Source organism: Spiroplasma endosymbiont of Melanargia galathea (assembly GCF_964031075.1).
GTDB classification, from domain to species: domain Bacteria; phylum Bacillota_I; class Bacilli_A; order Mycoplasmatales; family Mycoplasmataceae; genus Spiroplasma_A; species Spiroplasma_A apis.
On record NZ_OZ035000.1, the window covers coordinates 578,597 to 595,834 of the forward strand.

Consider the following 17,238-nt stretch of genomic DNA (forward strand, 5'->3'; position numbering starts at 1 on the left):
AAATAGGAATGAATGAGGAATGAATCAAATGAGAAAAACTTTACAAATTTTATTAGTATTTATAATGACTACCTTAACCACATTGCAATTTTTTATATTAGGATCAAATATCACAAATGAAAAGCAATATAATTCATACGATAATCGTTTATATAATAAAAGGAAAGATGAAAAGGTCGATTCATTTGGATGAGGCGGACTTGCTATTCAATATTTTATTTTTGTACATTCAGATATATTGCAAAATAAATATATAACAGAATTAAAAGATAGTTTTTTAAACACAAAATCTTTTGAAGATAAAAAAACATTAACTAGTAGACAAAACATATTTTACTCAAGCATAGTCTCGAGTGCTTTATTGTTATCACTATATTCAACAACAGATTATACTGAATTTTTTGCAGAGTCTAATTCAAAATGACAAACATTCAACGATAATATAAAAAATAAATCATGAGAGGTTTTAAATTATTTTTTCTTAAATATTTATAAACTACTAAAAGCAAACACTCATGGAGCTTTAAAAGATTTTGATTACATAAAGAATATAATCGATGAAGATTTTAAAAAAGAGGAGAGCAAAAGTTTAATATATCGTACAACTTTAGAAAAACCGCAAACCGATCTAACTTATGAAGATCTTTATTATGAAGATGCTAATTTTGGAATGAGAAATTTTAATTCCAATGCTTATTGATATGGATTTGTACCAAACATTCTTGATTATTCTTTAAACGCTTGAACATATACATTAAATAATAATTTGCATCAATACTCTTTTGCATACTCTTTTAAAAAATATAATAGTGTAAACATCAAACAAATTTTAAAAAGTTTTAATCAAGAAAGTTTTAATATAGATGAACTCAGGAAAACTAAATAATGATATTTATACAAAAGCATCTCCAGAATCAATCAGAAATTTTCACAATATTCTTGATAATTCAAAATTTAAAACATTTGAAGATCTTTCAATCTTTTATAAAAATTTAACATATATAGAAAAATATAAATACTCTAATATAGATTTTGAAAAAAGCGTTTATGCGTTAGGATATGTTAATAATTGGTATCTTAAAAAAGTGGAACAATTTAAAAGCTTACTTCTTAAAGTATATAATTTAGCTTGATATATAACAAAGTATGAAAATGAAAATTATTTTGCATATTTTATATATACAAATATATATACGTCATCTAGACCGCTTTTTGAAGGAGCTGCTTCAACCGCCTATACATTCATATACACATCTAATGATTCTAGTATTGGAACATATCAATTGTATTCAAAAGATTCTTTCACTAGATATAAAAGTGAAAAATATAACGCACAGTATTATAATAATATTATTTCCACACCAGTTGTCATTAATTCAATAAGTCATGAAATGGGGCACTCATTGGACTATTTCCTTGGTCAAACTAAACAATATGAAGTTATACAAAAACAAAATTTTAAAAAGAAATTAGAAACTTCTTTTAATAATAGAAATCTTTTTAAAAAAACTATTTTAGGTTTAGATACAATTGCTCCAGAAGGTTATCCTCAACCTGAACCTATACCACCAGATCCACCAATTAAACCAGATCCACCAATTAAACCAGACCCACCAATTAAACCTAAACCACCAAACACAAACTCACAAAGTAATGGGTTATCTTCTTGAACAATAACAACATTGTTATTGGTTTTTACAATAGTCCCTGGAGTAATAATTTTTATAACTATAATTACATTAGTTATTGTTAAAAAGCATAAAAAAAATAAAAAAAAGCAATAGGAGATTAACTTTATTTAAAGTATGTATTAATAATTTGTCACAAACATATTCTGTCAAGTATAGAATATGTTTTTTTATGATTATAATTCTCTATGTATTTAGTTAGAATAAGAAAATTCTAATATAATCTATATATAAGAGAATTGTATTTAGTACGGCATTTAATTTTATTAAATAATATTTATTGAATAACTTAAATTTATTTACCAAATAGATTCAAAATTGTATAAATATACAGTTTTATTAAAAGTAAAGTTTACTATGTGAGCAAATTTAATAAATCTCTAAGAAATTAAAAATTAATTTATAGGCTAAATAAGAATAATCATAAAAAGTGCTTCATATTTGATGTTATTTGAATCTTGAAATATATATTAACTCAAGTACTAAAAGGCTTTCACTTTCATAAGATATTGTCCTGTATTTACCCATAATATTTATAGTAAATAACCATGATCGTATATTTGTATGCATCATTCAATAATTAGCATACAAAGAACACCTTTTACTTAACTATATATATTCTAATTTATATCCAATAATACTAATACATTCCTGTTTAGATTGACCTTAGGAAATATCCCTTCAAATAAAGACTCATTTTTGATATAATAATACAAATATAGTAAAAGGGGTCTTTTTATGTACGTAAGAAAAATAATTGTTAATAATTTTATTATGCCGGGAAAACAAACTTTTGTTTTTGATGATGATCAAAAACTTATAGATGGTGAATTTTATAATGTAGAAGATTTAAAATTAATTAATGAAATGTTTAACGGTAAGTGATTAGAAAGTACACTTAGTTTCGAAAAGTATTATCCAAAATTTCTGAAAAAAATACCAGACATGGATCTTCAATTAGATGCTCTTATTGAGTTTACAGACGAAGAACTTATGAAGTTAAATGTGATTATGAAATCAAGTTATTTGAAACTTATCAAATCAAAACTTTGATTTTATTCAATCAAATGTACATATCCCTATATATTCCCTATAGTTTCACTAAAACCAGCAGAATTTGCAGTTGATAAAACTATCGGAATAGGGAATCATTACGACAAATTTACTAAATACAACTCAAGTAAAAAGGATTTATTAACAGTTACAGGTATGAACGCAGTTGGTTTATTGAGAGAAAAATATTTTGAGTATTCAAAAATGCCGATTGAAAAAACAGATATTTTATTACATAAGCAATATCTAGAAGTCTTAAAATCAACATTTAGAAATGATGAACAATTTATTAAAAAGTTAGGACAAATCGTTTTTAATATGGATGATGGTGATGTTTTAAACTACGGAGATCAAGCAGAATTCTTTTTTCAGAATAAAGCTTTTGAAGAGTTCATTGATTCAATTCCTCTTATGAGAAGTGAACCAAAAATAAGAGAAGATTTTTGCGAAATGTTATATGAGTGCTATTTTAGAGATATTCAATGAATATATACAATAAAATCATCTAATGATGCTTTAGAAATAAAACAACTAGTTTTTGACTCATATTGTGAGAATGCAATTTATACTAAGGAGCTCATGAATTTATTTAACTTCAAATTGCACCATGATTCAGACAAAGAAGCTTTACTATTTAAAAAACTAGTAATAAATGACGATGACTTACTTGATCAAGATAAAGAACCATTTAATATTTTTGATAAGAAAAATAAAAAGTTTGTTTATCAAGAAATAGTTGTTGATGAACCTAAAGAAGTTAAAAAGAATCAAAATGCTATAAAACAAGAAAAAATTAGAATAAAAAAAGAGAAAGATAATAGAAAAATACAAAGAAAGAAAATAAAACAAGAAAATAAAATAAGGGAAAAAAAGAAAAAGTTAGACATAAAAAGAAACATTCAAAATAAGAAAAAAGATTTAAAAAGACAATTAAAAAGACTTTCTAAAAAGCGTTAAAAAATAAAGGCGGTTAATATATAGTGAAAAAATTTGAAAAAGAAGACAAAAATTTTAATACTCTAGTCGACAGAACCGCAATTTATGACTCAATTAAAAATAATAAAATATCAAATGAGGAAGCACAAAAATTTGTAGACTCTATTTTTGAAAATTATTTTTTAGATAATGATAATATTAATTTCTTGCAATCAAATGATATCGATTTCTTCAGATTTAAAAACGAAGAACTTTGCTATTGCTTGAGTACCTTAGTTTTCAAAGATTGCTGTAAAAAATCTATGAAGTCATCTGTAAGTAGCAAGTACGTTCCTTTTGTTAAGAGTCTATTATCAAAAAATGACTACGAAACATATTTGAATTATTCAAGTAACTTATTTACGCAACACTTCAATGATTTAGCTAAAAAAGAGAAGTGTAATTTTAAAGATTGTAGTAATAAAGCAACAGAAAATAAATTATACAATTTGAATTTTGATAAAAATCCTATGGTAACAACAAATAAAGTAAATCCGTTCGACAATAATTATAAAATGGGTGAGAACTTTTTTTCAGAAGTAACAGACAATAATTTCCAATTTTTTGGTCTGTGTAGACAACATGATAACGAGATTAAAAAAATTGAGTTAGATAAGAATTCTAAAAATGTTGATATTTATAAAGTACATTTTAAAATAGTCCTTTACAGATTATTTATTAGTAGAGTTCAATTAGAAGTAGCTAAAGAAGAGTTTGTTGAAAATTTTAACAATATTAAAGAAGATGGTTACAAAGCTTTAGAAATTTATAAATTAAAAAAACTTTCTAACCATGTTAAATCATTGATTAATTTATATACAGGTTTTATAGAAAATATATTTAACAATAAACCAACTTTTAAGGTGCTTACTTTCAATCTTCCACAAACTGAAATATTTGAAATATCAGATATATTGCAGCCACAAGTTTGTCCAAAAGATTATCTACTTGTAAATTCAGTAAATAATATTTATATAAAAAATAGGGCAGCAACAATAAATTTAAAGAATCATGATAATTATTCGTATGTAACAATTGTTTATGATTCAAAAGATGATAGACTTTCTAGTTTTTTTGAGCAATATATGGAAGAGATCAAAGGTAAATTGAAAAATGAGACTGCCTTTATTTCAAATTGTTCTTTAATATTATGCGACAATATTTTATTTAATAAAGATTGATGAGATAAATTAAAAAATGAAGATAAGCAATTATATTCTGCTTTAAATAAATTCCGTTATGAAAATCCTAGTATCGGTCAAGAGTATATCAAAATGAAGTTCTTTGCAGGATTTAGTAAAGGAAACAACTTTTTTTAATAGGAAAAAGAAAAAAATCGCTAATTAGCGATTTTTTACATAATTACCTATTTAGTAAATTAATTATTCTTCTACTGAGTGTAGTCAATCGATATCATTTTCTTCTTTTTTATCATTATCATAGCACTCATCACAAACTGGAACAGCAACTTCATCTTCAATATTCTCATCATATTTATATACTCTTTTTGGGCTCAATTGATTGATTGCTTTTCCACAACCATTTAATAAACATTTTTCCATAAATAACATCTCCTTTTACAATCTTATTTTATAGTAAAAGGTTATTAATTACATTCATAATTACTTATAGTACTATAGTTTATTAAAAGTTACTTGTTTTTAAAATTACATAGTCTACTTTTTTAATATCACTAACAACTTTTCCACCAGAATAAGAAATTGATGATTGCAAGTCCTCGTTCATTTCTTTGTAAGTTTCCAATAACTTTCCTCTTACTTGAATAAGTTCTTTTTTTCCTTCAACATAACGTTTTTCACCTTTATTATACTCACTGGCACTACCATAGTATTCTTTAAATAAAACGCCATCAATTTCAACATTTTTACCAGGAGATTCCTCATGAGCTGCGAATAGGCTACCGATCATACACATAGTAGCTCCGAAACGTATTGATTTAGCAATGTCTCCGTTTACTCTTAAACCACCATCAGCAATTATAGGCTTATTGGCAGCCTTACTACATCATTTAATTGCTCCAAGTTGTCAACCACCAGTTCCAAAACCGGTTTTAAGTTTTGTTATACAAACTTTTCCAGGTCCAACTCCGACTTTAGTGGCGTCAGCTCCTCAATACTCTAAGTCTCTAACAGCGTGTGGGGTACCTACGTTACCTGCAATTATAAATGTTTTATCTTGCATATATTCTCTAATATGCTCGATCATTTTTTTCACATTGATAGAATGACCATGAGCAATGTCGATAGTTATATATTCAGGTATTAAGTTTTCTTTTGCTAGTCTTTTTATAATTTCATAATCTTCTTTTTTAACACCAACAGAGATTGATGCTATCAAACTCATACTTTTCATTTTTTTAGTAAATTCAAAAGTATCTATATTAAATCTGTGCATTACATAAAAAAAGTTATTTTTTGCTAATAAAACACATAACTCCTCATTGATAACTGATGCCATGTTAGCGGGTACTACAGGCATTTTAAAAGTGTGATTTCCTAGTTTTACCGATGTGTCACATTCACTTCTTGAGTTAACTACACATAAATTAGGTATTAACTGGATATCTTCATAATCAAAAGCGTACATAAATTAATATCTCCATTCCTAAAAAATTATACATTAATTATTTTTATAAACCAAAGATAAAAAAACGAGTAAACTCGTTAAAATTTGGCAGCAATTTCTTTTATCTTAGAAGAAATGCTTTCAATTGCTTCTTTTGGTGTTTGTTTTGATATTGGTTCAACTTTAGTACCAGCGAATAATATTGGTTCATTAACTTTTGCCCCAACAAATTCCCATGTGCCTTTAAGATAAGCAGTGTGATCTCCAAATGGATACCAACCATAGGGAGCTCCTTGCGTTGTTAGGATTTGAACTTTTAAGTGTTCCAACAAACCTTTAGCATCACCTTTTTTAACATACTTATACGAAAAAGTTTGATCAGCCATCAAAATATGATCTAAATAGTTTTTGATCATAGCAGTAACGGCAAAATTATTCATTGGACTAGAAATGATTACTTTATCAACTGACTTTAATTGATTGATATATTTTATTGAATCTTCTTCATTAAAAAATTCTTTGAAATTATCTCTTGTTAAAGTTTTTTGAGCCATCGCTTCTTTATTCAAGTCTAAATAAATAATTTCATCTTCTTTGTTTATTTTAGAATACTCTTCGATAAATTTTTCAGATAAAGCAATTGAATATGATTTATCAGCTGGACTTACTGTACCAGAAATTACTAATACTTTTTTTGACATATTTACCTCTTCCTTTGTAACTATTTTATAACTTATTTATAGAAAAATTTATTTTATTTACAAATAGAAAATGACCATACAATAAGGCATTAAATCCCAAAAGTCATGTGACCTGGTGATTTTCATAACCTTTGCAACATTAGTTTAACATTTTAATATTTTTTTTGCTAAACTATATTGTGGAGAAACTTATGAGAAAAGTCACAATAATTTTAATTGCTGGTGGAAGTGCTAGCGGAAAATCTACTGTTTCTAGAAAAATAGCCGATGAAATATTAGATAAAGAATCTGTAGTTAGAATTTGTATGGATAGTTATTACAAGGATTATAGTAATTTATCCAAAAAAGAACGTAGTAATCTCAATTTTGATCATCCAAATTCAATTGATATAGAATTATTATGCAAACATTTGGATGAATTAAAAGAAGGTAAAAGTGTAGATGTTCCAATTTATGATTTTACAACACATTCTCAATCAGGAAAAACCAGAATAATCAACTCAAGTGATGTGATTATTTTAGATGGTATTTTAGCTTTACATATCGAAGAGCTAAGAAAGAGAGCAGATATAAAAATATTCATCAGAACTGATGACGATATCAGGTTTATTAGAAGAATGATTAGAGATGTTAAAGAACGCGGTAGGGAACTTGATGATATTGTTAACCAATATTTAACAACAGTTCGTCCAATGTATAAGCACTTTGTGGAGACTTCTATTGATTTTGCAGATATAATAATTCCTTATTACGAAGGAAATTATATCGCTATTGATATGATTGCAACGAAAATAAGAAGTATATGTAGAAAAAATAAAAGAAATTTAAAGTAATTGAAATAAAAAGTCATATTAAAAGCATCTATTAAGATGTTTTTTTAATTTGAGTTGTCTAAAAAACTTGTTGTATTTTGATTTTTCCGATTAAAAAACCTAAAAAGTATTCTTAAATCACTTGAAAATCAATGTTTTTTTATTAAATTTAGCGGTTTTTTTAAGAAAAAGTAAGATTTAATCGCATTTTTTTAATTTTTAGCATTTATAAATTTTTTGTGTTATATTTAATTTATTAACTAAATTAACGGAGTTTTAAAAAATGGCAGAGACAAAAAAAGATTTATTATATACAGAAGATAGCATTCAAGTTTTAGAAGGTTTAGATGCGGTCAGAAAAAGACCTGGAATGTACATTGGTTCAACAGATGTAAAAGGATTACATCATTTAGTATGAGAAATAGTTGATAACTCAATTGATGAGGCATTAGCAGGTGTATGTACAGAAATAAATGTAACTCTTGAAAAAGATGGTTCAATCACAGTTAAAGATAATGGTCGTGGTGTTCCAATTGGAATGTATAAAGGAACCAATAAATCAACTCCTGAAATAATTTTCTCCGTGCTTCATGCTGGTGGTAAATTTGGGGGCGATGGTTACAAAACTTCTGGTGGTTTACATGGTGTTGGTTCATCAGTTGTAAACGCTTTATCAAGTAAGTTTAAAGTAACAATTTATAGAGATGGCGTAATATCAAAAATTAAATTTTCTAAGGGTGGTAAACTATCTCAACCTCTAAAACAAGTAGGAACATCTAAAACTACTGGTACAATGGTTAATTTTACACCAGATGAAACGATATTCTCTACAACAAAATTCTCTTTTTCAACTATATCAGAAAGATTGAAAGAATCAGCATTACTTAATTCAGGACTAAAACTTACTCTTAAAGACGAAAGAAGTACGAAGTATGTTGAATACAAGTACGAAAACGGATTAATTGAGTTTGTAAATGAATTAAAAGGTCAACAAAAAACCTTGTGTAATCCAATTATAATAAAAGGAAGCGAACTTGACATTGATGTTGAAATAGCTCTTACATATTCAGATGATTTCTCAGAAACAGTTCTTGGATTTGCTAACAACGTTAAAACAAGTGATGGTGGTACACATATTACAGGTTTTAGGTCTGGGTTAATAAAATCACTTAACGAATATGCAAAAAGTCATAGTTTAATTAAAGAAAAAGACAAAAAATTAGATTCATCAGATATTAAAGAAGGATTAATTGCTGTTGTAACAGTTAAAATTCCTGAAAGTTTAATTCAATATGAAGGTCAAACAAAAGGAAAATTAGGAACTAGCGAAGCTAAACAAGCTTGTGAAAAAATAACAGAACAAAGTTTTAATTTCTGATTACAAGAAAATAAAACAATTGCAATTGCAATTATTGAAAAAGCTCTTTTAGCAAGAAAAGCAAGAGAAGAAGCAAGAAAAGCAAGACAAGCTATAAGAGATCAAAAAACAAAAACAAAAGGAAAAACAATGCTTGGTAAACTAACACCAGCTCAAGGGAAAAACAAAGCAATTAATGAACTATTCTTAGTTGAGGGGGATTCAGCTGGTGGTAGTGCAAAATCAGGTAGAGATAGAAAATTTCAAGCGATTTTACCACTTAAAGGAAAAGTAATAAATGCAGAAAAAACAAAGTTAGTAGATTTATTAAAAAATGAAGAGATAACTACAATTATTAACGCGATCGGGGCTGGTATTGGAAGTGATTTCGATGTTGAAGATATTAATTATGGAAAAATAATTTTAATGACGGACGCCGATACAGATGGAGCACACATTCAAACATTATTGTTAACATTCTTTTATAGATATATGAAAGAACTTATTTTAGAAAAACACATTTATATAGCAATGCCTCCTTTATTTAAAATCACACAAGCAAGTAACAAAAGTAAATTCATTTATTTATGAACAGAAGATGAATTAGTTGATTATATGAAAAAGGTAAAAACAAAAGTAGAAATTCAAAGATATAAAGGTCTTGGTGAAATGAATGCCATACAACTTTGAGAAACTACAATGGACCCCGAATCAAGAAAATTAATTTTAGTAACAATTGATGATGCATTGGCTGCAGAAAATGCTTTTAGAACATTGATGGGAGATAATGCAGAAAAAAGAAAAGAGTGAATTGAAGAGAATGTTAAATTTACACTAGAAGATAATAATGAATATGTAGAAGTATAATAAGTATATTATTCCGGAGGTATACATCTTGGAGCAACTAAGTTACGAAAAAAAGGTGCAAGCAATTTTAGAGAAATTCTTGGAATACAACAAAATTAATAAAGACATTAAACGGTTTGGTATTTTCAACAGTTTTAGTGTTTCTCATCAATTTGATCAGGGTAAACTTTATTTTGAAATGAGAAATACAGATGATGAAGACCAACTTTTAGTAACCTCCGCTTCAAGTGAACAATCTATAATGATTAATATTGAAAACGATAAAGAGTTTAATTGATTAATTAAAACTATGAACCGTTTCATTGAAAAATCAAAAATATCTATGAAAAAGGCCCGTGAATTAGCAAAACCACAAGTAGGAATCTTGGTATATGATGAGTTCACCGATTCATATTATTTAAATCCAACCTCTGGACCTGTTCTTTTAAAATCAAAGGAAATTGCTAAAGAAATAGCTTCGACAAGAATTGATATTTTTGGGATTTTCATTAATCTAAGATCCATTTTGATTGAAAAAGATAGAGTATCTGAGATTATTGGTGATAGTCTTGATGTAGTTTGTGAGAAAAGCAAAGAAAAAATCAATAAAATTATTGATATTGAAACCAGATTACGTAAGATAGAAGGAATTCCTAGGTGTATTTGTTTTTATAAAGAAGATAACGATACTATTTATTTTGAATCTTTTGTAACAACTGACTTCGGACTAGAAATTGAAGAGTACAATAAAATTAATGAAAATAACTTAAAAGTTAACAAGACAATCGCATCGGAAGTAGAAAACATGTATAACTACATCGGTCTTGTTGAAGATATCTCATTACAAATGATCGAGATAGCAAGAGATTTAATATCGAAAAATGACCCAAGAATGTATGTCCAAGATAAGATAACTAAATTATGAATTTTAACAACTGAGGGTAGAAATACTATGCAAAATTTAAATATAATGGATTTTTTAAACAATGATATATCAGAGATAAATTTTGAAATTAACTAAAGGAGACAATTATGGCTGACAATAAAAATGAAAAAGGAATATTGAATTATTCATTGGAAGACTTGATGGGTGATCGTTTTGGACGATATGCTAAATACATTATTCAAGAAAGGGCATTACCAGATGTCAGAGATGGACTAAAACCAGTTCAAAGACGTGTCTTATATGCGATGAATGAAATAAATTTAACGCATGACAAGCCTTATAAAAAATCTGCTCGTATTGTTGGTGATGTTATTGGTAAATATCATCCACACAGTGATACATCAGTATATGATGCATTAGTTCGTATGAGTCAACATTGAAAATTAAATATACCGTTAGTTGATATGCACGGTAATAATGGTTCAATTGATGGTGATGGCGCTGCCGCAATGCGTTATACTGAATCAAGATTGTCAAAAACAGCTAGTTTATTATTAAATGACCTTCAAAAAGATACAGTTTTGTTTGCACCAAACTTTGATGATTCTGAAAAAGAACCAACAGTTTTACCAGGATACTTTCCAAATATCTTGGTTAACGGTGCTACTGGAATTGCTGCTGGTTATGCTACAAATATGCCTCCACATAATATCAATGAAATTATTGATGCCACTATATTCTTAATTAAAAACAAAAAAGCTAAAATCACTGATATTGCAAAAATTATTAAAGGTCCTGATTTTCCTACAGGGGCAATTGTTATGGGTAAAGAAGGTATTTTAAATGCTTTTGAAACCGGAAAAGGGAGAATAATTTTACAATCAAAAATGCATCAAGAGGAAAATGCAATTGTGATTGATGAAATTCCCTATGAAATCGTAAAACAAGATTTAGTTAGAAAAATTGGTGACGTTGTAGATGCTAACCCTCAAATAGAAGTAAAAGAAGTTAGAGACGAAACAGATAGAACTGGTTTAAGAATAGTTATTGAATTATCTCCTAAAGCAGATTATGAATTAACACGAAAATTTTTACTGAAAAATACACCATTACAGGTTTCTTATAATTACAATAATGTTGTTATTGTTGATAAACAACCTAAACAACTTGGAATTATTGGAATTCTTAATGCTTACATTAAACATTACCAAGAAGTATTTACAAGAAAAACACAATTTGATTTAAATAAAGCAAAGAAAAGACTTGAAATAATAGAAGGTTTGATAAAAGCTATCTCAATTCTTGATGAAGTGATTAAAATAATTCGTGAATCAACCAACAGAACTGATGCTATACAAAATTTAGTAAATAAATATCAATTCAGTGAAGTTCAAGCAATTGCAATCGTTGATTTGAGATTATATCGTTTGACTTCAACAGATATCACAAAACTTAATGAGGAAAAAGAAGAGTTAATAGGATTAGTTTCACAATACGAAGCAATTTTGAATGATAACAAAGTTTTAAATTCAGAAATTATCAAACAATTGCAAGACACTAAGAAAAATTATGGTGTCGATAGAAGAAGTGAAGTTGTAGATGAAATCGAAAATATCGATGTTGAAATTAAAAAAACAATTGTTCAAAAGAACTATACAGTTTGAGTTTCACAAGATGGATATCTAAAATCGATTGAGGAATCACAACTTGGAAAATTCTCTCCAGATGACTTTAAAAGAAAACCTAATGATATTTGAATATCACAGTTTCCAGCATCTAGTTTAGATTTCATTTTATTAGTATCAAGTGCTGGGACTTACTATTCTATACCTGTTTATAAAATAATTCCAAGTAAGTGAAAAGAAATTGGTATGCACCTTAATAAATTAGCAACATTAAGTGGTCAATCTGAAAAAATCTTAGCAGCTTTTGTGGTTAGAGATTATAAAAATGCAAAACAAGAAATATTATTAGCCACTAAAAAAGGGATGATCAAACGAACACCTGTTGAAGATTTAGAAACAAAGATGTTCTCAAAATCATTTAGAATAATGAAATTAGCAGAAGATGATGAATTGGTTTCTGCATCACTTGTTACTTCTAAAACTAAATATGTGACTATGTTAACTAGAACTGGTTTTTCTGTTAGATATGATATTTCTGAAATTCCAAGTGCTGGTCCTAATGCAAAAGGGGTTAAATCAACAGTTGTAAGGGATGAAGACATAATTGCAGGGAAGGCATTTGACTCAGGAGATATCTTGATCCTAACAAATAAAGGAAATGTTAAAAAAATTAAACAAGATTTAGTTCCTATAATGACAAGACCAAAAAGAGGTATTAGGTTATATCCTTGAAATAAAAAACGTGATGAGTTTGCAACATTCCTATATAACGTAAATTCAAAAGATATTTTAAACATTTTAGATGAGGAAGATAACCTTACCCAATTAAATGTAAACACTTTCAAATACGCTGATCTAGAAGATGTTCCAGAAGACTTAGACATGAATGAAATTTTAACAACAACCCTGGAAAAATCATTTATCATAAAAAACAATGATATACCGTTACCTCCAAAATCAGCAGACGAAGAAAAACCTAAGGAAAATATTATAAAAAAACCTTTAGAAAATAAACAAGCAAAACAAAAATCAGAACAAACAAACTCTAAGGAAGAAAAATCGAATATTATTGACAATAAAGTAACTGATGATAATAAAGAAGATTCAACTCAAGACTTAAAAATAGATTTTGATGATTTAATTTAAAATACTCAGGGAGTATTTTTTTTCTATAAATAAATGTAACTAATTTAAATAACTATGGGAGAATATTAATATATGCAAACACTTAAAGGCAAAGTAAAAAAATTTATATATAATAGCGATAATTTTGGTGTTGCCATTTTTAACTTGATAGATAATGAAAAGAAATCTATTGTTATCACAGGTCCTATTACAATTATGAAACTAGGTATAATATACGAAATAGAAGGAGAACTTTTTATAAACAACAAATTGAATAAGACAAGTTTTGTTGTTGAAACAGTTAAACAGGTTAAAGAACTTACAAGTGATTTAATAATACATTATTTAAGTTCATCTTTATTCCCAACTATTGGTAAAACTCTTGCCAAAAATATTTTTGATTTCTTTAAAGACGATGTATTCAAAAAAATTCTTGATAACCCAAATGATCTTATGTTAGTAAAAGGGATGACTAAAGAAAAATCACAAATAATTCAAGATGTAGTTAAAAAAAATTTCAATGAGAACCCAATTTTAGATACTTTTTTAAACAATAATTTGAAAATTGAATTCTATAACAGATTGCAAATGGATTTTGAAAACAAAGAAGAGATGTCATGAGTCTTAAAAAATGATTTTTACAAATATGCAAATAACATCGGATTGAGTCCATTTGAAGAGGTAGACAAAGTAGCTTTGGCATTCGGTGAACCTTACGATAGTGAAAAAAGAATATCTTGATGAGCTAATATGTTGACAACCAACATACTTTTTAAAACAGGAGATACTTATACTGATTTAATAACACTTAGAAAAGAACTTATTAAGCATTTTCCTGATATTAATAATATTGACTCTAAATTATTGTATGCAAAACAAGAAAAAATATTATACTTTCAAAATAAAAAGGTGTATACAAAAGAAAGCTTTGAAGATGAAGAATACATAGCAAAAATTCTTAATGAAACAAACGAAATATATCCATCTGATAAATGTGATAAAAATTTTGATGAAATATTGACCGAAGTTGAAGAACATATCTCAAATACATTAAATATTGAAGGATTTAAATATAATGAGGAACAAGTTGAAGCATTAGAAAGTTTCTATACTTCCAACCTAATTATAATTACAGGTGGGCCAGGTACTGGTAAAACAACTGTGATTATGGGATTAGTTAAAATGTATGAAATCATGTTTAATCTAGAAAGTTATGCGATAGCAGCTCCAACAGGAAGAGCTGCTGGTAGAATTAAAGAAGCATCAGGCTATTCAGCTACTACAATCCATAAACTATTGAAGTACTCTGGTAACGATAAATTTGATTTAGATGAAAAAAATCCTACATTCAAGGACCTTGTAATTCTTGATGAATGTTCAATGATTGATAATCATCTGTTCGCTTGTCTATTAAAAGGTGTGATGATAGAAAAAAAACTAGTGCTTGTTGGTGATGTTGACCAACTTCCAAGTGTAAATTACGGTAACCTTTTTCAAGATTTAATTGAAAGTAATAAGTTCAAAATTATCACTTTGACAAAAAATAATCGTCAAACAAATCATGAAGGTAAAGAAAATAAAATAATAAATTTGGCAAACTCCATCAAAGAATCAACTATAAGAAACTTTGATTTTGTTGATTCTGATAATCTACATTTTATTTTTAATGAAAATAATGATGCTCTTTTAAGTGAAATTAAAAAAATTTATTCAGAATATAGACCACTTATATTGGAAGATGAGTTAACAGACATTCAAATTGTGGCACCAATGTACAAAAATAACTTGGGGATCATTAATTTGAATGAAGAAATTCAAGAACTCGTAAATCCATCTCGTCTACACGAGAATGTTTATAAACGTGGTGCATATGAATATAGAAAAAATGATAAAGTAATGTATATTGAAAACGACCCTAAATTAGAGCTATCAAATGGAGATGTAGGTTTCATAGAAAAATTAACTTTCGATAATAAAAAACTAGAATATGGTTACATAAATTTCAATACTAGATCAAAATTCTTTAAACCTGAGGGTTTTTCTAAAATCAATTTAAATTATGCTTGTAGTATTCATAAGACTCAAGGGAGTGAATATAATACAGTAATTTTAGTATTAGATGACACAAATAAGTCTACTAACTTCTTTACAAATAAAAAAATGATTTACACTGCCATAACTAGAGCCAAGAAAAATTTATTTATCCTATCAAATAAAGAGTTATTTTTGAGAGCTTGTTCAAGAGAAATGAATCACCGAAAATCAACTTTAAAAGAGAAAATTATAAATTAATTACAAATCAAACATTATATAATATTTAAAGAGGTCAAATTATGAAGCATAAAACATTAATAATAATAACATCTTCATTTGCCATTACTTTTCTAACATTTCTTATCATTTCTTTAGTTTTAAATAATAAAGTGAACATTTCTAATGAAATCGATAATATAATGAAGTTTTTAGGTCATGAAGGCAAAGAATATTTTACACGTGTAAAAAACAATCTTAAAAACCCAGTAGATTTAGCGTATTTTGTTTTTGGATTGGAAGGGCTTCCAACAATGATCAAAGTTCATTCATCATTACTAGTATTTATTGCTGTTATGTGGTCTTTTTTACTACCAATGTTAGGTATTATTTTAGGATTTTTACTATCAATTTCAGTATTTCTAACAATAATAGAAAAAATAAAAAGACAATACAAATATGACGCAATCAAAACTGTTGGTAAATATGGTATGTATATATCTTTTGGAATCTTTATTTTTATAGCTATTGTTGGTTTGATAACCATTTCTTTGTTGGAAGGACAATTAAACCAATTAGAAAATGTTAATAAGATATGAAACAGTCTAGATAAAAATTATTTTTCATCTAACTTAAAGAATAGTTTTACTTACTTAACAATAATAAGATATCATTTCCAAAATGGATTAAGTAGTTTGCTAGCTAATGGTATTAACGAAATTAATAATACTTATAATGGTAATGTTTCTTTAAATCTTTTACAAGCATCTCTTGTATTTATCGTAATCTTATTACCAATATCACTATCTTCTTTGATAATATTTTCAACTATGTGAGCAGCAACTTTTATTTCAACAAGAAATAATGGTATGTCAAAATTCACAGGATGACTCGGAAACGTTAGAATAGATTCTAAAAGAGAATTCAAAAGCATGATATTAAAAAATACTTGATTTTGATTTTTGATTATAACTTACATATTAACAATGATTTTACCAGGGTTAGTACACCCATATAAAAGTCCAACACAAATAACTATTGCAGTTTTAAGTATTGTAATTATGCCTTTCGCATTAACTCCTATTTTAGTAGGGTGGATTATGGCAATAAATATAAAACGTTTTAACTATAATAAATTGATGTTTAATCAATTGATAATATTATGAACTGTAACAACAATTATACAATTAACTATTTGAACTTTATTTAGAGAAGAGATTGCAGCGCCGACATGGTTAATGACATCTTGGCCATTAGTATTAATATCATTCTCAACCGCATCTGTTTTTGGGTTCATTAAATGAAAATCTTAAAAAAAGATTTTTTTTATTTAA

At 27.0% G+C, this 17,238-nt stretch carries 13 protein-coding genes; 10 read left to right on the top strand and 3 right to left on the bottom strand.

Going from position 1 to position 17,238, the window contains the following annotated elements; translation table 4 throughout:
• Positions 1-28: 28 nt before the first annotated feature.
• The 4 genes from AAHM92_RS02545 to AAHM92_RS02560 all read left to right on the top strand — a co-directional run bounded on the left by AAHM92_RS02545 (position 29) and on the right by AAHM92_RS02560 (position 5,035).
• The gene (locus AAHM92_RS02545) at positions 29-886 is read left to right on the top strand and encodes a hypothetical protein (protein WP_500223091.1); all 858 of its coding nucleotides are present in this window, start codon (positions 29-31) and stop codon (positions 884-886) included.
• The gene (locus AAHM92_RS02550) at positions 864-1,784 is read left to right on the top strand and encodes a hypothetical protein (RefSeq protein ID WP_500223093.1); all 921 of its coding nucleotides are present in this window, start codon (positions 864-866) and stop codon (positions 1,782-1,784) included. Before AAHM92_RS02545 ends, AAHM92_RS02550 begins: the two co-directional genes overlap by 23 nt.
• A gap of 642 nt (positions 1,785-2,426) precedes the next feature.
• Positions 2,427-3,698 carry a hypothetical protein gene (locus AAHM92_RS02555; RefSeq protein WP_500223095.1) on the top strand — a complete coding sequence of 424 codons (1,272 nt, stop codon included), beginning with the start codon at positions 2,427-2,429 and terminating at the stop codon, positions 3,696-3,698.
• A 23-nt stretch (positions 3,699-3,721) separates the two neighbouring features.
• A complete protein-coding gene (locus AAHM92_RS02560) occupies positions 3,722-5,035 on the top strand; it encodes a hypothetical protein (RefSeq protein WP_500221716.1) in 1,314 nt (437 codons plus the stop codon).
• A 63-nt stretch (positions 5,036-5,098) separates the two neighbouring features.
• On the opposite strand, the gene AAHM92_RS02565 is transcribed toward AAHM92_RS02560, so the two are convergent.
• The 3 genes from AAHM92_RS02565 to AAHM92_RS02575 all read right to left on the bottom strand — a co-directional run bounded on the left by AAHM92_RS02565 (position 5,099) and on the right by AAHM92_RS02575 (position 7,003).
• On the bottom strand, positions 5,099-5,278 hold the full coding sequence (locus AAHM92_RS02565; RefSeq protein WP_023789404.1) for a hypothetical protein: 180 nt from the start codon (positions 5,276-5,278) through the stop codon (positions 5,099-5,101).
• Between the two features lie 82 nt (positions 5,279-5,360).
• On the bottom strand, positions 5,361-6,323 hold the full coding sequence (locus AAHM92_RS02570) for a GMP reductase (RefSeq protein WP_500221718.1): 963 nt from the start codon (positions 6,321-6,323) through the stop codon (positions 5,361-5,363).
• A gap of 77 nt (positions 6,324-6,400) precedes the next feature.
• Positions 6,401-7,003 (bottom strand): FMN-dependent NADH-azoreductase, encoded by a 603-nt coding sequence (locus AAHM92_RS02575; protein ID WP_500221720.1) that lies wholly within the window; start codon positions 7,001-7,003, stop codon positions 6,401-6,403.
• A gap of 191 nt (positions 7,004-7,194) precedes the next feature.
• Between AAHM92_RS02575 and udk the strand changes: the two genes are divergently transcribed.
• From udk to scm1, 6 genes are all read left to right on the top strand, one after another.
• Complete coding sequence (gene udk, locus AAHM92_RS02580) at positions 7,195-7,836, top strand: uridine kinase (RefSeq protein WP_500221722.1); 642 nt, start codon at positions 7,195-7,197, stop codon at positions 7,834-7,836.
• Positions 7,837-8,098: 262 nt separating this feature from the next.
• Complete coding sequence (gene parE / locus AAHM92_RS02585; RefSeq protein WP_023789412.1) at positions 8,099-10,039, top strand: DNA topoisomerase IV subunit B; 1,941 nt, start codon at positions 8,099-8,101, stop codon at positions 10,037-10,039.
• 28 nt (positions 10,040-10,067) lie between these two features.
• Complete coding sequence (locus AAHM92_RS02590; RefSeq protein ID WP_500221724.1) at positions 10,068-11,039, top strand: hypothetical protein; 972 nt, start codon at positions 10,068-10,070, stop codon at positions 11,037-11,039.
• 11 nt (positions 11,040-11,050) lie between these two features.
• On the top strand, positions 11,051-13,675 hold the full coding sequence (parC, locus tag AAHM92_RS02595; RefSeq protein ID WP_500221726.1) for a DNA topoisomerase IV subunit A: 2,625 nt from the start codon (positions 11,051-11,053) through the stop codon (positions 13,673-13,675).
• A gap of 72 nt (positions 13,676-13,747) precedes the next feature.
• A complete protein-coding gene (gene recD2, locus AAHM92_RS02600) occupies positions 13,748-15,946 on the top strand; it encodes an SF1B family DNA helicase RecD2 (RefSeq protein WP_500221728.1) in 2,199 nt (732 codons plus the stop codon).
• Between the two features lie 41 nt (positions 15,947-15,987).
• Entirely contained in the window at positions 15,988-17,217 is a 1,230-nt protein-coding gene (gene scm1 / locus AAHM92_RS02605) for a motility-associated protein Scm1 (protein ID WP_500221730.1), read from the top strand.
• Positions 17,218-17,238 lie beyond the last annotated feature (21 nt).